Raw genomic sequence first — 18736 nt, forward strand, 5'->3', positions numbered from 1 at the left:
GCTTGGCCGGCTGTCGAGCCACCGTTGCTCGACCCATTAAAAAACGACGTGCCCTCGCGCCGGTGCACGAGGGGACGTCGTTGTCCGTTAAGGGCCTGCGCGCCTTCGTCAGCCGCGCAAGCGGGTTGTGTTTCCTGCACCCGGCACCATTGCCGTGCGCCCCTAACATCAAGCAATATTCGCGCCAATGACGATAAATCGCTTATCGACAAGAGACCTCCCGGAAATGCACCGCTGTAAATGCATTTGCCGCACCGAAACCGTGCAAAGTGGCTCGATGCCGATTACAGCGCGGTACTGGGCACCCTTTCGTAAATGCGGCGGATTTCAGGCACACACGAACCGCATACGCTACCGCAGCCCAGCACCGACTTCAGCGCGGAGAGATCCGCTCCCGATGCGATCGCCTCCACAATCTGTTTCTCGGTTATCAGCTTGCAGTTACAGACGACGCGCTCCCGCTGCACGCGCGGCCCTTCGACGAACACCGCGTGACGCGGTCCCTGCCAGGGTGCCGCCTCACGCAGTCGCGCAAGCATGCTGGCTGCGCCATTCGCATCGCCCGACAGCAGGTAGCCATCGATCAGCGTATCGCGCCACGCGACGCGCTTCTGGTGCCCCCGCCTGGCGTCGCGGTACTCCAGCAAATCCTGGTCGCGCGCGAGGCCCAGCGCATCGTGCACACGTTCGACCCAATCTGGCGGTGGTCCGATGTCAGCAGCGGTGATCACCAAAATTTCGCAACCATCGTCGGCAGTCTCGATGCGCAGCGACGCATAACGTCGCTCCGCCAGCAGTGGCTGCACCGCAGCCTGCATATTGAGCGCGTCGCCGCTACGCCGGGCGGCCGAGAATCGCCAGGGCAGATCAACAGCCTGTACCGATACCGCCGAATGCTTTAATTCGGGCTGCCTGGAATAAGGATCGACGGCTGGAATCGTCGTCTCGTTGATGCCGCCGCTGCCGAGGAACTGGGCGTTCCAGTGCATGGGCGCGAACACGGTGCCAGACGCAACATCGTCGGACATCTGCACTGGCAGCACGAGCGCGCCACGCCGGCTCGCGATGCTCACAAGCGCGCCTTCGTGAATGCCTCGGCGCGCCGCATCAGCCCTGTTCATCGCGAGAGCGGGTTCCGGGGCATGCGCGAACAGCGCGCCCACGCGACCGGTACGGCTCATGCCGTGCCATTGATCGCGCAGACGCCCGGTGACGAGCCGGAACGGATACGGCGCATCCACCGGCTCGGCCACGGGCCGATATGGCGTGACAGTAAAGCGTGCCCGGCCATCTTCGGTGGCGTACCGGCCGGTTTCAAAACGGCGCGCATCGCCATGCGTTGCGCCCGCAGCATAGGGCCATTGCTGCGGGCCATCGCGCTCGAGCTTCTCGTACGAGAGCCCGCCGATATCCAGATCGCGGCCAACCGTGAGTTGGCGATGCTCGTCGAAAATGGCTTCTGGCGTATCGAACGCAAACAGATTTTCATCGGCCTGCAAGCGCTGTGCGAGCCTGCGGGCAACTTCATTCGCGATCCACCAGTCCGGCCTCGCCTCGCCCGGCGCCTCGACCGCCGCTCGCACGCGAGAGATGCGCCGTTCCGAATTGGTGACCGTGCCGGTCTTCTCGCCCCAGCTCGAAGCGGGAAGCAAAACGTCTGCGTAAGGAACGGTATCGGTGTGGGTGAAGGCCTCCTGCACGACCACGAACTCGGCCTTGTCGAGTGCTTCCCGCACGCGCGCGATGTCGGGCATGGAGTGGACCGGGTTGGTACACGCAATCCAGACCGCCTTGACCTCGCCGCGCCGCACGGCATCGAACAGCTCGACCGCAGGCAGGCCGGGACGCTCGGACAACCCGCTCACGCGCCACAATCCTTCGACTTCCTTACGATGTGCGGCGTTGGCGATGTCGCGGTGCGCCGCCAGCATCGTCGCCATGCCGCCCACCTCGCGGCCTCCCATCGCATTCGGCTGACCCGTCAACGAAAACGGACCCGCACCAGGCCGGCCAATCTGTCCCGTGGCCAAATGCAGATTGATGAGCGCCAGGCTTTTCTCGGTGCCGTGGCTCGACTGGTTCAGACCCATGCAGTAAAGCGAGAGCGCAGCCGGACTGGCCGCAAACCATTCGGCCGCACGCATCAAGTCCTGTTCTTCGATGCCGCAGATTTGCGCCGCCATACGGGGCGTGTACTCGCGCACGAGTGTCTTGAGCGCGTCGAACCCCGTCGTGTTCGCCTCGATATAGTCACGCTCGATCAGCCCTTCCCAGATGATGTGATGGAGCATGCCGTTGAACAACGCAACGTCGGTGCCGGGCTCTATCGCCAGATGCAAGTCGGCCATCGCGGCCATGTCGGTGCGGCGCGGATCGACCACGATCCAGCGCACGGAAGGATCGGACGCCTTCGCCTCCTCCAGCCGCCGAAACAACACCGGATGCGCATACGCCATATTGCTGCCGGCGAACAGCACCGTGCGGGCGATTTCCAGATCCTCGTAGCACGTGGGCGGACCGTCCGCACCAAAGGCCATCTTGTAGCTCGTCACCGCGCTCGACATGCACAACCGCGAGTTCGTGTCGATATTGTTGGTTCGGACAAGCCCTTTCGCCAGCTTGTTGAAGACGTAATAGTCCTCGGTCAGTAACTGACCGGAGATGTAGAAAGCCACTGCGTCCGGACCATGTTGTTCGATCACGTCGGCAAATCGCGAAGCGACGAAATCGAGCGCACTGGCCCAGTCGGTCTGTTCGCGCGTTGCGGTGCGTGTCCGGCGCATCTCCGGATGCAGCGCGCGGCCCGTTATGCTGCGCACGGTTAGCGGCAGCGTGCGCCCCTTCGTGCAAAGCCGCCCAAAGTTGGCAGGATGATCGGGGTCGCCTTCGATACCGGTAATGCGCCCCGCCTCGGCTTCGATCAGCACGCCGCAGCCCACGCCGCAATAGCAACAGGTGGAACGGGTCACTGTTTTCATGGGACGGCTCTCGTCAAGCGCAGGGTCATACTGAATACGGCAACGCGAAAATGCGGACATGCGGTGGGTTCAGTCAAGGGCGATAAACACCGCGCCGCCATCGAGCTTGATCGGGAAGCTTTGCGTGCAGCCATTGTCGGGGGCACACGCATGCCCCGTATCGAGCGCAATATTCCAGCCATGCAGCGGACAGGTGACGGTATTGCCATGCACGATGCCCTGCGAGAGTGCACCGGCTTTGTGCGGACATCGGTCGAGCAGCGCGAAAACCTGGTCCTGCGCGCCGCGAAAAAGCGCAACGTTGCCGAGCGCGCGTTCAAGTACGCGGCTGCCCAGACGCGGGATTTCCTCGACCTCGCACACGCGCGTCCAGTTGTCGGTAAGGGGCACATTCATGTCCGGTCCTCGGCTCAGGCAATGGATTTGATGGGGATATATTCGCGCTGCTGGACGCCGCCGATGCGGGCCTCCCACGGATCGGGCAATCCCTCGAGCGCGTACAGCAGACGTTCATAAAGCGCCCGACGTCCGGCTGCATCCTCAACCACGCGGCGCTTCACGTATTCCAGACCGACGCGCTCCAGGTAGTGCACCGTGCGGTCGAGGTAATGTGCCTCCTCGCGATAGAGTTGCAGAAATGCGCCGGTGTACTCCTTCACCTCCTCCGCCGTTTTCACCTTGACGAGGAATTGCGCGACCTCGGTCTTGATGCCTCCATTGCCGCCAACGTAGAGCTCCCATCCGCTCTCCACTGCGATCACGCCAACGTCCTTGATGCCCGCCTCCGCACAATTGCGCGGACAACCGGATACGGCAAGCTTGACCTTATGGGGGGACCACATGTTGGCCAGCATGGTTTCAAGGTCGATGCCCATCTGTGTGCTGTTCTGCGTGCCGAATCGGCAGAACTCGCTGCCTACGCACGTCTTCACGGTTCGGATCGATTTGCCATACGCATGCCCCGATTTCATCCCGAGGTCCTTCCATACGTTCACGAGGTCTTCCTTCTTGACGCCAAGCAGGTCAATACGCTGACCGCCCGTCACCTTGACCATCGGAATATCGTACTTCTCCGCGACATCAGCGATACGGCGCAGCTCGGCCGGCGTCGTGACGCCACCCTTCATCTGCGGCACGACGGAGAACGTGTTGTCCTTCTGGATGTTCGCGTGTACACGCTCGTTGACGAAACGGCTCTGCGGATCGTCAACGGCATCGCGCGGCCAGGTCGAAACCAGGTAATAGTTGACCGCCGGGCGGCAGGTCGCGCAGCCGTTCGGTGTGCGCCATTCGAGGAAGGCATAGACCGCCTCGTGAGTGAGCAGCTTGTGCTCACGGATCGCTCGGCGCACCTCGTCATGGCTTCGGTCAGTGCAGCTACACAAAGCCTTCGTGGTGGAAGGCTGCTGGAAATCCGTGCCGACCGTGCTCATCAGGATCTGCTCGCACAGCCCCGCGCAGGAACCGCATGAACTCGCGGCCTTGGTATGCTTTTTAACGTCGTCGAGTGTAAACAGACCTTTTTCCGTGATGGCCTTGACGATCGCGCCTTTGCTCACACCATTGCAGCCGCACACTTCGTCTGTGTCCGCCATCGACGCGGCCCGGTTGTGCCCGGCCACGCCCACATCGCCAACGCTGGTCTCACCGAACATGATGTGGTCGCGCAGTTCGCCAAGCTTGCGGCCTTCGCGCAGCAGCTTGAAGTACCATGCGCCGTCGGCGGTGTCCCCATAGAGGCAAGCGCCCACGAGCTGGTCATCCCTGATCACGAGCTTCTTGTATACGCCACCCGCTGGATCGGACAGCACGATCTCCTCCGTGCCTTCGCCACCGAGGAAATCGCCGGCGGAAAAGAGGTCGATGCCCGTCACCTTGAGCTTGGTCGAGAGCACTGAACCCTTGTATGTGCCAATGCCCATGAGCGCGAGGTGATTCGCGCAAACCTTGGCTTGCTCGAACAGTGGAGCAACCAGTCCGTAAGCGACGCCACGGTGGCTCACACACTCGCCCACCGCATAGATGCGCGGATCGTAGGTTTGCAGCGTGTCGTTGACGATGATGCCGCGGTTGCAATGCAGGCCAGCACGCTCGGCAAGCGTCGAATTCGGGCGGATGCCAACGGCCATCACTACGAGGTCTGCCAGAATCTCGCTACCGTCATTGAAGCGCACGCCCGCAACTTCTCCGAGATCATTGCCAACAATTTCCGTGGTTGCTGCCGACAGCAGAAACTTGAGCCCTCGATCCTCGAGCGATTTCTGCAGCAACGTTCCCGCTGTTGCATCCAGTTGCCGTTCCAGCAACGTCTCGGCCAGATGCACGACCGTCACTTCCATCCCGCGCAGCTTGAGGCCATTGGCCGCTTCGAGCCCGAGCAGACCACCCCCGATAACAACCGCATGACGCTTCACCTTTGCGGCGTCGATCATCGCCTCGGTATCGTAGATGTCGCGATAGGTAATGACGCCTTTCAGGTCCTTGCCGGGAACGGGCAGAATAAAAGGCGAAGAGCCGGTCGCAATCAGAAGCCGGTCGTAGGGTGCTTGCGTGCCGTCGGAAGCAACCACGGTGCGGCCGCTGCGATCGATCCTCTCGATCGTCTTGCCGAGGTGCAGGTGCAGGCCGTTTTCCTCATACCATGACAGCGGATTGAGCACGATGTCGTTGAAGCTCTGCTCTCCTGCAAGCACCGGCGAAAGCAGGATGCGGTTGTAGTTCGGATGCGGCTCAGCACCGAACACGGTGATGTCATAGAGATCAGGCGATAGCGCGAGCAACTCTTCGATCGTGCGAATACCGGCCATGCCGTTGCCGATCACGACGAGACGAGGCTTGTTCATGGTGAGGATCCTTACGTGCGCGACCTGAACGACAACGGCGTCAGCCGGTGCGAAAGCGCAAGGGGGGCGCCGCTATCCGGGTGACCGATTGCGCTACCGGGGAGGTGACGCAGTTATTTTGCCGTTCGTGATCTCGGCACCATTGCCGAGCACCGTGTACGTTAAGCAACACCTATGCCATAGACGTGCAGGCCGCTATCCGTGGAGGATCATTGAAAAGCTCTTACCAACTTGAACGCATTTTTGCACCGCAGCAGTGCCCGCCCAGGCGGCAGGCGCACTCTTTTAGCGCAGTCTCTTTTGCACAAACGAAGTGGGGTCACCATGAATCCCAGGACGCGGTCGATTTGAGCATGTGAGTGTTTCGTCACACCATTCGTCCCGCGCACGGCAACCGGGAACCTTACCCGCGGTCGTCGCAGTCGATTTTTTCAACTACGGCCAACCCGGCCCAGTGATGGGGCGAACTGGCCGGCGCATTACCGGTCGCTTGCCCGCGTGCGACTGCTGCAAAATCCGGTGTACTGGAACGCGTTCCCACCTTGGCGCTCCACGCGACAGGCATTTGCCGACGCCGGGTGAAAATGACTGCAAACGTGAGCAAACACATGAGCGTGTTGCCACCGTTCATCCAGAACATCCGATCTGGAATGCCATGATTCTGTTCAAGCAGCATCAGGGCGAACGTGGCGTTGCTCAGTGCCCAGCCCCCCCACGTCAGCAAGCTGTGACTGCGTACGTCAGCATCCTTTTTCAGCAGCATGACGATGGCCGGCACGTAGGTCAGCAGTCGCGCCGAGTTCCAGAACAGGAACATTGCCGTCAGCGACTGGACGTAGGTTTCATGAAGCATGATGAGTCCTGTTACCGTCCAACCGGGGAGGTTCGACGATACGGCATGCTGCGCAGGCTGATGCAGAAGGTGCATGCACGCTCGGTGCATCAAATGGGTCGATCGTCGATAACGAACCATCGGGCCGTGCGAGCCGCTCGGCCAGGCACGGCAATTTGCGTGGGCAGGCTGCCGATCACGCTCTTCACCTGGGCGCCAAACGCGTCACCTTTCGCCGACGCAAGCGAGACGGTTTTCAGGCCGCACTGCGCCGCCGTGTTCAAGCGCGAGTGAACGATGGTGAGCCACCCGTCCGTCATGGCGTAGCCGTGGTCGCGAGCTTCGATGCACGTCCGATAGTTCGAAGCGACAAACTTCCCCGCGTCACCCGAGGCCGCCACCACCGCCCACGCCTGCTCGTAACTGCCGCCAGCCCGTCCCGCTGCTTCCCCCTCCATCTGCTGCGTTTGCAGCCCATAGGCCACAGCGACGCCAGCAATGGCAACGAGTCCAGCGAGATGCATGGGATGATGCTTCGCTGCCTGGAGGCCCGCTTTCGGTATAGAAATCATGACATGATCCCCTTCGTTCGACGACAAGCTCTGGTCCCCGCATCTGTAGTTGTTATGGTCACCCTGCAATACAATTGCCGCCTCGATCTTCTACGGGATCGTAGATGATTCGCTGACGCCGGAACATAACCTGAACAGGTGAGCGCGTGCTTGCAACGCCGCAGCGCCTGCCGTTCGCTATCGCAACTTGCCGAGCCACAGCGCGGTGAGCGTTGAGCGATTCCGGACGTTGAATTTGGCGTAGATCGACTTGATATGGACGTGCGTCGTGTTCGGACTTTGGTCGAGTTTCTGCGCGATCTGCTTTTCCGTGAGTCCGTCGAGCAGCCCCAGCAGCACCCTTCGCTCGGCCGACTGTCAGGGGAGCGTCGGCGATGAGCAGGCCGTGGCTGAGCAGTTGCTGCCGCTTGAACCATCTCAGCCCATGCATCACGAAGCCCAGACGCTCGAGATCCTGTGCAGAGAAGCGAGGTGCCCGCACATCGCGAAACACGAAGAGATGAATCCGAACATCGTCGTTGAGCGAGCAACGCACCTGGATGCTGTCGCCGTGGCCGACTTCGAGATAGTGGCGCCGATAGTGCTCACCTTTAAACCATTCGGCGGGCATCGCCTCGAAGAGCAGATTGGCGCAGAACGGCTCATTCCCTGACGCGGCCACGACATGTGACGAGTCGACGTGGCCGGACCAGAGCGTGTCGTACTGCTCCTGCACGGAAGCGACCATCGCCGGTACCGGATGCAGGAGCCTGACCAGTCGCGGACGCCAGCCGAACAAAGGATCCTTTGGCACGAGCGAAGGAAATCGCACAACAACGGCCCAAAGCGCATTCTGGGCCTTGACCATGGCACAGAGCGTGGTTAGCAGATGGGACAGCGCGACATCGCTATCACCTGCTGAGAATTCGGCCAGCCGATCCCAGAGTGCATAGACGTCATCGTGGACCGGTGGATGGGTGGAATCCGCGAATGGAAGCATGTCGTCCCTAAGCAAAATGTGCGGATCACCGATCTTCGGTGAGCATGAGGGTGCCGTCTTTTATGAATTGAGTGGCGTGCCCAAGGAGTCCGGCGAATTCAAACGCCCAACGAGATCACGAGGGTCAGTCGACAATCTGTGCGTTTGAGCACATTCCGCTGCAAGAGCCGAAAGGGCATGTTTTCGTGCGCGTCTGTTTAGAAACATGATGCGGATCGAAGTCGGCCTGGCGTTGCCCGTCGAAAGCCGCGATCGAATTCACCTGGTAGCCTTTCCCGGCATTGCGATGGTTCGCCTTCTCTCGGACATTGAAGCGAGGTGCGATTTCTTCTATAACTCTCAACATCGACGTGAATGGGTATAGAGAGCCGGTCGGTGCCTCGTGAAAAATGCCGTTCATACGGCCTGAACAGAGATTTCCAGTTTTTGCAAAAACGCTACGGGAGTGGGAAATGGCAGCGTGCGAGCACACAGAAGCAGTAGTTGAATTAGGGTCAGCCGAATGGAACGCTGACGCGGAGTTGTGTAGCCGATACACGGGGCACGAACTAAGGAATAAGCGGATGGTCGTCTCGCTAGTCGTAACGTCACAATTTCCAACCCTTCAATACGGTCACGCCCATGTTTTTGAGTGGCGCGATAATCTCGATCACGTAAAGCCCGGCAAGGTAGAAAATTATCGTGAACGAGTCCATGGAAAAGCATACAGAAAGCATAAGGTCTTCCACTTGTTGCCCAAGGAGGACTTCAGCGGATTTGGGGTGGTTGGTCTGGTCGCCACCGGTTTGCTTGGCAAGACGGAGAGAGGCGAAATCAATCGGGGCAGGAAGTCGGCCAAAGAAGGCGAGCCAAAACAGACAGGACCTCATGCTGCAGAGTACGAGAGCGGTTTCTTCGATTATCAAAAAAAAAGAAGAGCATGACCGTACAATTTCGCAGCTGGTGCGTCGATTTTGATCAAGGGTACAAAGCATTTGAAGAGGCAAAAAAATTTTGTAAGAGCGGCGTTGATTTCCAGCTTGTCGGTACTGGCGCTGGCGACAATTGCTTGAGCTGGAGTAAGAAAATACTCAAAGTTGCAGGTATTGAAAATATTGATAGCGACTGTCCGCGCTTCTCTGTAAGCAGCGGCATGGAGTTCAAAGGGCAGAGCGAACTTGAAAAATTTAAGCCAAGCGAAGGACAATTGGCATACTGGGCCCGTGGGGTCCCTCCTCTCAAGATCGGGTAAGCGATCTTGAGAGGCTCGACTAAGACATATAAGCCTAATGTGAAATGCTTTCGAGCGATTTGCCGAGCGTGCGCGGGCCCATAACGCCGATCGCAACGATAACGAGCGCCATCGCGCCTGCGATAAAAACGAATACGCCCGTCACGCCGAATTGCTTGAGCATGAACGCGACCACGAACGAGCTGAATACGGCCGAGAGGCGGCTCCATGAATAGACGAAGCCCACTGCGCGCGCACGGATCGTGGTGGGATAAAGCTCCTGCTGATACATATGATAGGTGAACGAAATGATGTTGCCGGCGAGTGTAAGAAGCACGCCGAGCGTGACGATTGCAAGCGCCGACGCGACCTGACTGAACAGCAGCCCGCTCACGATATTCACCGCCGCCATGAAGACGATCACATGCTTGCGCTCGAAGCGGTCCGCGATCCAGTAGCCGAGCAGCGGTCCGAGCGGCGCGGCAAGGCCGATCACCGTGGTGTAAAGCAGGCTCGACGTGACGGTGATGCCCTGCTTGACGAGCAGCGTCGGCACCCAGTTCGCAAAGCCATAGAAGCCAACGGTCTGAAAGATGTGGAAAACCACGAGCATGATGGTCCGTTCTGCCGCAATCGCGCCGTTGAAATTCACGCGCAGCGACTGCGGCACGGTCATGCGCACGGCGCCGGTAACGAGGGCATTGGCCACGTCCGTGGTGCCGACGCCGAACGCCACGCAGCCGAGCGCGCCACTATGCGGCGTATGCGAATCGGTGCCCACGATCAGTTGGCCCGGCAAGGCATAGCGTTCGGCCATCATGGCATGCGAGATTCCTTCCGATCCTTCGCTGAACGCAGCATCGGTTTCGCTCAGATAGCCGTGATTCTTCACGCCGTATTCGCGCGCGAACGCACGATGTGCAGCACTGAGTTCGCGCACGTCGGGCAGCAATCCGTTTCGCACGTGCAATTCGCTCTTGTGCGCATACGAAAGATGATCCTCGAACGCGATAATCGTTGCGCGCTCATGCAATTCGAGTGGCTGACCGAAGGCCGCGTGGAGCATGTGCGTCGCCATGCCCGTGTAGTACTCGTGGATGAAGCGCCAGTCCGCGCGCACGAAGGCACCCGCGCCGGGCGCAAGGGTCTCGCCGATGCCACCGGTTTGCAGCGCGTGGCGTTCGAGAATCTTCTGCACGAGCGTGCGCGGCACACGGTCGGGCGTTTGCGCAGCGAAACGAATCTGCCGCATGGTGCGCGCACCGTAGCGCAGCAACCCGCCGCTGCGCAGGATTTCGGCCGCGAGACTATCGCGCGAGGCAACGAGTTCATCGATCTCGATGGGCTCGCCGCGCCGGATACGAGCGATCAGCCCGAAATCGGTCGAGGTGAAAAGGCCGAGATTGTCGGCGTTCTGCCGATAGATGCGCTCGAAGCTCTCAGCGATCACGAGGCGGATGCCGGCCCGGTATTCCGCAAGCGGACTATGCTCGCGCGACGAGCCCTTGCCATAGCGGTTGCCTGCGACCGTCACGCAAAAGCCGCCGGCGCGCACGGCGTCCATGCCAATCGGATTGCGATCGCCCACCCGCAAGCCGAGATAGGGCACGCGCCCCAACCGCTCGTCGAAACGCGTGAGCACGCTCATCGGCGTGATCTCGTCCGTCGAGACGTCGTCTCTCAACGCGTCCGCCGATACGTCGACGAGGTCCGTGCCCGCGAGTTGCTGCTCGATCTTGTCCGCGTCCGTGCAAAGAAACAGTATCCGGCCACTCAAATCCAGGGTTGCCATCCGATCTCTCCTTGAGCGGAAATCTAGACGGCGGCCCTACGCGTGCAAAGTGCTGGATCGGCAAAGGGGGCATCGCGGATGGCGATGCCCCAGGGTTAGACCTGAGTCCGTGTCAAGGCATCGATCAGCGCCTGGACTGCCTTGAGGCGCGAGGACTTCCTGAGCGCATGCACGTGCAGACTGCGGCTCATGGCCCATGCTTCGTCGAGCGGCTTGCGCACGAAGCCGCGCGATCCGGCAAATGCGGACGCGGCGCTGGTGGGCACGATGCCGATGCCCAGCCCCGCCTCGACCATGCGGCATTGTGCGTCGAAGCTGTTGACGGTGACCGCGAGTTTGAGCGGCGCGCGCATGGCGTCGGCGCGCTCCTTCAGGACCTGATCGAGCGAGCCGCCGGCCTGCAGCGCAACGAGCGGAAAACGCAGGACATCGTTGAATGTGGGCGCATCCATCGAAGCCAGTTCATGATCGGGCGGCAGCACCACCATGAGCGGGTCGTTGGCGAAGTGCCACGATTCGAGACCCGCAGGCGTCTTGCCACTCGCCGATACGCCAACGTCCGCGCGATCCTCCATGCAGGCCCGCACGACCTCGTCGCTGATCTGCTCGGTCAATTCGATCTGCACGAGTGGATAGTCGGCCTGAAACGCTTTGAGCCGTTCGGGCAGAAAGCCGACGATCGCGGAGGCGTTGGCAAAGAGGCGCACGACGCCCGCGATCTGGCCGCTGACCGACTGCACCTCGCGTGCGAACGACTGCAACTGGTCATGCAATGCCGTTGCGCGCGTGAACGCGTGACGGCCTGCTTCGGTCAACTCGACACCGCCATGGGAGCGAATGAGCAAGGGCAGGCCCACGGCGCTCTCCAGGTCCGCGATGCGCCGGCTGAGCGCCGAAGGCGCGATGTGATTGCGGCTGGCCGCGCGCGCAATGGAACCCTCCCGTACCACCGAGATAAAGAGTTCAAGGCTGTATGGGTCGATTCTCATGACAGAGGCTGGAGCAAAACCGCAAGCCGCAATATTAGCGCGCGATCAGTGGAGCGTCATGAGCTGGTTGCGCATCGGCGCAAGGCTTTCAGCCGGTCGAGACGCGCGAGCAGGTCTTTGGCCTGCTGCTGCGCGTGCACCGGCAGCGCCGGCATAGCCAGGATCGCGCGGACCCTGGCCTGCCAATAGTCGAGACGGGTCATCGGGCCAGTTTCAGGCACGCGCCCGCCCACCGCCGACTGCTCCAGATAGCAGAGAACATTGCCAATATGCGCCAGATCTTTTTCGGCGAAATCGTTGCTCAAGATAGATCCCCGTCGTTTGTCCCAGGACTACCCGCCCTGTCGGCGTCACTGCGATTGCGACGTCATTGCCGTTCGAAAGACGCAGTTGCCCTTTCCGCCATCTTGATGCTTCGTGATACTTAACGTCTGACTCGAACCCATCGACACCAATCGTGATGATCGAGATTGCGCAGCAGATCGGCGCGTCGCCGCTCGCGGCGATGCTGATGGATTGAAATCGCCGCGATTACAAGGGCAATCGGCACGACCGCCCCAACAATGCCCAGCCACGTCTGGTCCATCTCAGCCTCCCTCGATACCCCCGAAAGCACTGCCCCACGTGCGGGCCAATGCGTACTCTGGATATTAATTCGATGCCTGGACGCTATCCGTTGCCTGCCGCGCACGTAGCGCATCTAGCGCACACGCGCCACCGCGCGCAACAGCGCATCGCCGCGCGGCGTCACGCGCGGCAGCGGAACGCCGAATTCCGGCGGCCCGATGTCGATCAACTGAAGTTCGCGAAGCGCGCCAAGCTCGATCCGGTCCGGCTCGATCCAGTCGGGCGCACTCTTCACCAGCATCAGCGTAGCAAGCTCGTGAGGACTCAACATGACACTTCCTTCCACCCGTAAAGCCAAAAACAGATTGCACAAGCCCCTGCAGCGGCGGCTGCCTGTCAGCACTGTTGATGGAGCGCCGTGAGGCGCGGGAGACGTTGGCTATCCAGCCGGTACGCCACGCCCTCGGAAAAGGCGTCGTCGTTTTTGCGCGGCCAAAACCGATGCAGACGCAACGGGGCCGGCCAGGGCGAGCTGAACAACCGCGCTGGATTCCGGCGTAGTGGCAAAAGACGTTCTTTCAGGAACACTCACGCATCGTCTCCCGTTTCACACCAACAGGCTGGCCGTTGCCACAGCGGCCAATAATCGGCGCATCGATATTCAGGCAGCCAAAGTTCCGCGGGCTGAATATCGATGCGCCGATCAATTTAGAGACTTCATTCTAACTTTGTTAAATCTGTCCCGTTCATGCGTCGGGTTTGGGGGGTTTCCCCAATTCATTCCAGCGCCCACTCGTGATGCAAGCAGGCCGGGGCGGCCCGCTGGATATGGCGCCAGTCTTTACGGGGTCGGAACGACGCGGCCATACGCGAACCGACGTTTCAATGCGCAAAACGCATTACCAGACCGCTTTATTGCATCGTCATCCTGAATAATATGTGGCCCATTTTCATACGGGTTTAACACTATCAATCAACGGTTTGTCGTGCCGTTAGGAAAGGGGCGTAATGGGCATTCACACTATCAAGTCAATGGCATGACCTACCAGGAAATATTCCCCGATGTACACGCTCAGCTTCCGGCAAAAACTGTGGCTACCGCTCGTAGTCAGCCTGACCGCCTTGCTCCTTGTATCGATCGGTTCCGCATGGCTCTCCTATCAAACGCGTATGGAGGAGCGCCGTAATGATCTGAAGAATATTGCGCACGTCGGACTCAGCATCGTCGAAGAATATGCGGCGCTCGCGCAACGCGGCACGCTCGCACCGGCGCAGGCGCGCAAGGAAGCGCTGGAACGGTTGCGCGGGCTGCGCTACGGCAGCGACGGCTATCTGCTCGTAATCGATTCGACGCCCCGCATGATCATGCATCCCATCAAGCCGGGCACCGAGGGCAAGGACCTCTCTCAAGTCGTGGACGCCGACGGCCGGCACCATTACCTGAGCTTCGCGTCCGTCGCCCAGTCTCCGGAGGGCGGTTTCGTCGACTACGTGTTTCCGCATCCGAACGTCGTGCAGGCCAAGGCCGTCGACAAGCTCGGCTATGTGATTCGTTACGCGCCGTGGGACTGGATCATCTCGACAGGCGCCTACATCGACGACATCGAAGGCGCATTCGTCCAGTCGCTCTACGTCTCGGGCGGCGTATTCGCCGTGGTTGCGGCGCTGCTCGCGCTGATCGTCGTGTACACGAATCGCAGCATCGAGCACACCATTGGCGGCGCCCCCCGCACTGCGGCGCACATGGCTGGCGCGATTGCCGCCGGCGACCTGGCGACGCCTTTCGCCATTCGCGAGGAGGACCAGCGCAGCCTGATGTTCGCGATCAGGCAGATGCGCGATGCGCTGGCAACGACCGTCGCGCAGATCCGGGCAAGCGCCGGCAACGTCGCGTCCGCCGCGGGCGAAATTGCGAACGGCAATATGGACTTGTCCGCGCGTACCGAAAGCCAGGCCGCTGCGCTGCAAGAGGCGGCATCGAGCATGCATCAGTTGACCGGCATGGTCCGCAACACCTCGGAAAACGCCCGGGCAGCGAGCGAGCTGGCCGGCAACGCCGCGCAGATCACGAACCGCGGGGGCGATATGGTCACGCGCGCCGTCGCAACCATGCAGGAGATTCGCGACGAATCGCACAAGATGGTCGACATCATCGGCGTGATCGAGGGCATCGCGTTTCAAACCAATATTCTCGCGCTGAATGCCGCCGTGGAGGCCGCGCGCGCCGGCGAGCAAGGCCGGGGCTTCGCCGTGGTGGCAGCCGAAGTGCGCACGCTCGCGCAACGCAGCGCGAACGCGGCGAAGGAGATCCGCGCGTTGATCGGACAGGCGGTCGAGCGCGTGGGCAACGGTGCGGAACTCGTCGAGGCCACCGGCGCGACCATCAGCGAAGCACAACGCGCGATCGGACGCGTGACCAGCATCGTTCACGAGATCGCGGCGGCGGCGGCGGACCAGAGCAATGGCCTGGAGCAGATCAATGCCGCCGTCGCGCAGATGGACGACAAGACCCAGCAGAATGCGGCGCTGGTCGAGCAAGCGGCCGCAGCCACGCAATCGCTCGAGGAGCAGTCGCATCGTCTTCAGGAAGCGGTCGCGGTGTTCAGAACGGAGGCGGACGCGCGCGGCTAACGTGGCCTCGGGGGATCGCGGCGACTATGCCGAATTCGGCATCGGCACTGTTTATGTTCCACAAGACCTGGCCATGTCCGGCTTCGTATATTGCTCACAGCCGACCGTAAAAACGGAACGCGAGGAGACATGTGCCTGCAAGGCAGTCGAGGGTGCGGGCACCAGCACGATTCACCATCGAGGAGCATGACAAGAATGACGTTTCATCGGACAGCCATATCCGCCGCGTGTGCACTGGGCTTGACCCTGGCAGGCGCACCCTGCTCGTTTGCAGCATCGCCGGTCGATGTGAAGATCGGCTTCGCCGCACCGCTCACGGGCGGCCAGGCGCACTACGGCGCCGACTTCCGCAGCGGCGTGGAACTCGCCATCGAAGACATGAACGCCACCAACCCGGTCATTGGTGGCAAGCCCGTGCGCTTCGTGCTTGATGGGCAGGACGATCAGGCCGACCCGCGCACCGGCACCACGGTCGCGCAAAAGCTCGTGGACGACGGCGTCGCCGCCGTCATTGGTCACTACAACTCCGGCACGAGCATTCCGGCCGCACCGATTTACGCCAAGGCGGGCATCCCCGAAATCGCCATGGCCACGGCCCCCACCTATACGCGCCTTGGCCTGCCCACCACGTTCCGCCTGCTGACTTCGGACACGCAACTGGGCAGCGTGCTCGGCGACTATGCGGTGAAGGGTCTCAAGTTCAAGCGCATTGCGATTATCGACGACCGCACCGCTTACGGACAGGGCGTGGCCGAAGAGTTCACCAAGGCCGCGAAAGCTGCGGGCGCAACCATCGTCGATCAGGAATATACGAACGACAAGGCCGTGGACTTCCGCTCGATTCTCACGAAGATCAAGTCCGCGAACGTGGATGCCGTGTTCTACGGCGGCGCCGATACCCAGGCCGCGCCGATGCTCAAGCAGATGCGCTCGCTGGCCATCAAGTCGACGCTGATCGGACCGGACATGGTTCAGTCCGAAGACCTGATCAAGATCGCGGGCGAGTCGGCCGAAGGCACGCTGGCTGCATCGGAAGGTAGCCCGCTCGACCAGATGCCGGGCGGCAAGGCTTTTGCCGAGCGTTATGCGAAGCGCTTCAATCACCCGGTCGAGTTGTATGCGCCGTATGCCTACGACGGCACGATGGCGGTCTTCAATGCGATGAAGAAGGCGGATTCGGCCGAGCCGCATGTCTTCCTCGCCGCGCTGAAGACCACCAACATGAAGGGGGTCACCACCTCCGAACTCTCGTACGATAAATTCGGAGACCTGAAGTATGGCGGCGTGACGGTGTACAAGGTCCAGGGCGGCAAGTGGGTGCCGTTGCAGACCGTGGGCACGAAGAAGTAAGGTACGAAGAAGTCAGCACGGAAAACTCACGCGCCGCGCTCGCCTGACCCGCGAGCGCGGCTTTTTTATTAGCAAACGTCTCGCGTCAACTCCCCCCCAATTCTTCTTGAATAGACAACTTTCGTCTAACTTACGCGACGGCGAACCGCCACCCCGTTGAGGCAGTTCCGCTCTGCGGCACCTATGCGTAAACCCTCATATCCCCAAAGTTGTCTATACAATATGCTCCCCTCCCATGGCAGCAAACCCGGCTGCCTTAGCTTTCAATCTTTTATGTGGAGGAAGTCCGTGACTTCGCGTTGCCAGGATACCCATCAAGTTACGGCGCTGTGCATCACCCCCGGAACGCTCACGCTCTCGCAACTTCGCACGGTTCATCAGAACGCCGTGCGCCTCACGCTCGACGAAAGCGCCCATGCGGCCATCGATCGTAGCGTCGCCTGCGTCGAACAGATCATCGCGGAAGACCGCACCGCCTACGGCATCAACACCGGCTTCGGCCTGCTCGCTTCGACGCGCATCGCGCGCGAAGACCTCGAAAACCTGCAACGCTCGCTGGTGCTCTCGCACGCCGCGGGCGTGGGCGAGGCGCTGGACGACGCGCTCGTGCGCCTGATCATGGTGCTCAAGATCAACAGCCTCGCACGCGGGATCTCGGGCATCCGCCGCTCGGTCATCGAGGCGCTCATCGCACTCGTGAACGCCGAGGTGTATCCGCGCATTCCGGTGAAGGGCTCCGTGGGCGCCTCGGGCGACCTCGCGCCGCTCGCGCACATGTCGCTCGTGCTGCTGGGCGTTGGCGAAGCGCGCCATGACGGCCGCTGGATGCCGGCGCGCGAAGCGCTCAAGCTCGCCGGCCTCGAGCCGCTCAGCCTCGCCGCGAAGGAAGGCCTCGCGCTTCTGAACGGCACGCAAGCCTCCACCGCCTACGCGCTCAAGGGCCTGTTCCTCGCCGAAGACCTCTACGCCGCCGCGAGCGTGTGCGGCGCACTGAGCGTGGAAGCCATGCTCGGCTCGCGCGCACCGTTCGATCCGCGCATTCACGCCGCACGCGGCCAGCGCGGCCAGATCGACGCCGCCGCGGTGTATCGTCATCTGCTCGGCGCTTCGAGCCAGGTGGGCGCATCGCACGCGAACTGCGAAAAGGTCCAGGACCCGTATTCGCTGCGCTGCCAGCCGCAAGTCATGGGCGCCTGCCTCACGCAGATCCGCAACGCCGCCGACGTGCTCGAAGTCGAGTCGAACGCCGTGTCGGACAACCCGCTCGTGTTCCCCGAGGAAGGCGACGTCATTTCGGGCGGCAACTTCCACGCCGAACCCGTTGCAATGGCGGCCGACAATCTCGCGCTCGCGATTGCGGAAATCGGCTCGCTCAGCGAACGCCGCATCTCGCTGATGATGGACAAGCACATGTCCCAGCTTCCCGCGTTCCTCGTGGCGAACGGCGGCGTGAACTCGGGCTTCATGATCGCGCAGGTGACGGCCGCGGCGCTCGCCTCGGACAACAAAGCGCTCGCCCATCCCGCCAGCGTGGACAGCCTGCCGACCTCGGCCAACCAGGAAGACCACGTGTCGATGGCGCCCAACGCGGGCCGCCGTCTCTGGGAAATGGCCGACAACGTCAAGGGCATTCTCGCGATCGAATGGCTGGGCGCATGCCAGGGTCTGGACTTCCGCGAAGGCCTGAAGACCACCGACGCACTGGAAACCGCGCGCTACATCCTGCGCCAGACCGTGCCGTTCTACGAGAAGGACCGCTACTTCGCTCCCGACATCGAAGCAGCGAGCGCCTTGATTGCCCAGCGCCACCTGAACGCGCTGCTGCCGGCATCGACCCTGCCGAGCCTGTAACGGCCCGCAATCCGCATCAACGGCCTTGAGCGTCACCCGGTGATCCTGCGCGACACCGGGTGAACCGGTTGATACCGGGTAACACCGGGAGACACCCACGGCCGCACGAAAGAGAAGACGAAACGGGCCGGCAGACAGCATC

At 61.4% G+C, this 18736-nt stretch carries 16 protein-coding genes; 5 read left to right on the forward strand and 11 right to left on the reverse strand.

Translation table 11 applies throughout. The features are described 5' to 3' along the window. Positions 1-284 precede the first annotated feature (284 nt). The 6 genes from L5014_RS02200 to L5014_RS39190 all read right to left on the reverse strand — a co-directional run bounded on the left by L5014_RS02200 (position 285) and on the right by L5014_RS39190 (position 8204). Entirely contained in the window at positions 285-2978 is a 2694-nt protein-coding gene (locus tag L5014_RS02200) for a nitrate reductase (protein WP_238461932.1), read from the reverse strand. Positions 2979-3047: 69 nt separating this feature from the next. Next, on the reverse strand, positions 3048-3374 hold the full coding sequence (nirD, locus tag L5014_RS02205; protein WP_238461934.1) for a nitrite reductase small subunit NirD: 327 nt from the start codon (positions 3372-3374) through the stop codon (positions 3048-3050). A 14-nt stretch (positions 3375-3388) separates the two neighbouring features. Next, positions 3389-5821, reverse strand: a complete 2433-nt coding sequence (nirB, locus tag L5014_RS02210) for a nitrite reductase large subunit NirB (RefSeq protein WP_238461935.1) — start codon at positions 5819-5821, stop codon at positions 3389-3391. 403 nt (positions 5822-6224) lie between these two features. Next, positions 6225-6674: a hypothetical protein gene (locus L5014_RS02215; RefSeq protein ID WP_238461936.1), complete on the reverse strand. Its 450-nt coding sequence runs from the start codon at positions 6672-6674 to the stop codon at positions 6225-6227. A gap of 89 nt (positions 6675-6763) precedes the next feature. Beyond that, positions 6764-7225: a hypothetical protein gene (locus L5014_RS02220; protein WP_238461938.1), complete on the reverse strand. Its 462-nt coding sequence runs from the start codon at positions 7223-7225 to the stop codon at positions 6764-6766. 58 nt (positions 7226-7283) lie between these two features. Further along, positions 7284-8204, reverse strand: a complete 921-nt coding sequence (locus L5014_RS39190; RefSeq protein ID WP_476638953.1) for a LuxR family transcriptional regulator — start codon at positions 8202-8204, stop codon at positions 7284-7286. 563 nt (positions 8205-8767) lie between these two features. Here L5014_RS39190 and L5014_RS02235 point away from each other — a divergent pair. Continuing rightward, positions 8768-9127 carry a hypothetical protein gene (locus L5014_RS02235; RefSeq protein ID WP_238461941.1) on the forward strand — a complete coding sequence of 120 codons (360 nt, stop codon included), beginning with the start codon at positions 8768-8770 and terminating at the stop codon, positions 9125-9127. Then, on the forward strand, positions 9124-9435 hold the full coding sequence (locus L5014_RS02240) for a hypothetical protein (protein WP_238461942.1): 312 nt from the start codon (positions 9124-9126) through the stop codon (positions 9433-9435). The genes L5014_RS02235 and L5014_RS02240 overlap by 4 nt, the downstream gene beginning before the upstream one ends. Positions 9436-9469: 34 nt before the next feature. Here the strand turns inward: L5014_RS02240 and L5014_RS02245 are convergent, their stop codons facing one another. The 5 genes from L5014_RS02245 to L5014_RS02265 form a co-directional block, all read right to left on the reverse strand. Continuing rightward, positions 9470-11206: an MFS transporter gene (locus L5014_RS02245; RefSeq protein WP_238461943.1), complete on the reverse strand. Its 1737-nt coding sequence runs from the start codon at positions 11204-11206 to the stop codon at positions 9470-9472. Between the two features lie 95 nt (positions 11207-11301). Then, positions 11302-12195, reverse strand: coding sequence for a LysR family transcriptional regulator (locus tag L5014_RS02250; RefSeq protein ID WP_238461944.1), 894 nt, complete (start codon positions 12193-12195; stop codon positions 11302-11304). A gap of 56 nt (positions 12196-12251) precedes the next feature. Continuing rightward, positions 12252-12500, reverse strand: coding sequence for a hypothetical protein (locus L5014_RS02255; RefSeq protein ID WP_238461945.1), 249 nt, complete (start codon positions 12498-12500; stop codon positions 12252-12254). Positions 12501-12619: 119 nt separating this feature from the next. Continuing rightward, the gene (locus tag L5014_RS02260) at positions 12620-12781 is read right to left on the reverse strand and encodes a hypothetical protein (protein ID WP_238461946.1); all 162 of its coding nucleotides are present in this window, start codon (positions 12779-12781) and stop codon (positions 12620-12622) included. A 114-nt stretch (positions 12782-12895) separates the two neighbouring features. Then, positions 12896-13093, reverse strand: coding sequence for a hypothetical protein (locus tag L5014_RS02265; protein WP_213308335.1), 198 nt, complete (start codon positions 13091-13093; stop codon positions 12896-12898). 731 nt (positions 13094-13824) lie between these two features. Here L5014_RS02265 and L5014_RS02270 point away from each other — a divergent pair. From L5014_RS02270 to hutH, 3 genes are all read left to right on the forward strand, one after another. After that, positions 13825-15393: a methyl-accepting chemotaxis protein gene (locus L5014_RS02270; protein WP_238461947.1), complete on the forward strand. Its 1569-nt coding sequence runs from the start codon at positions 13825-13827 to the stop codon at positions 15391-15393. Between the two features lie 195 nt (positions 15394-15588). After that, a complete protein-coding gene (locus L5014_RS02275; RefSeq protein WP_238461948.1) occupies positions 15589-16743 on the forward strand; it encodes a branched-chain amino acid ABC transporter substrate-binding protein in 1155 nt (384 codons plus the stop codon). Between the two features lie 288 nt (positions 16744-17031). Then, entirely contained in the window at positions 17032-18594 is a 1563-nt protein-coding gene (gene hutH, locus L5014_RS02280) for a histidine ammonia-lyase (protein WP_238461949.1), read from the forward strand. The last annotated feature ends 142 nt before the right edge of the window (positions 18595-18736 follow it).

Source organism: Paraburkholderia tagetis, assembly GCF_022213065.1.
Taxonomy (GTDB): Bacteria; Pseudomonadota; Gammaproteobacteria; order Burkholderiales; family Burkholderiaceae; genus Paraburkholderia; species Paraburkholderia tagetis.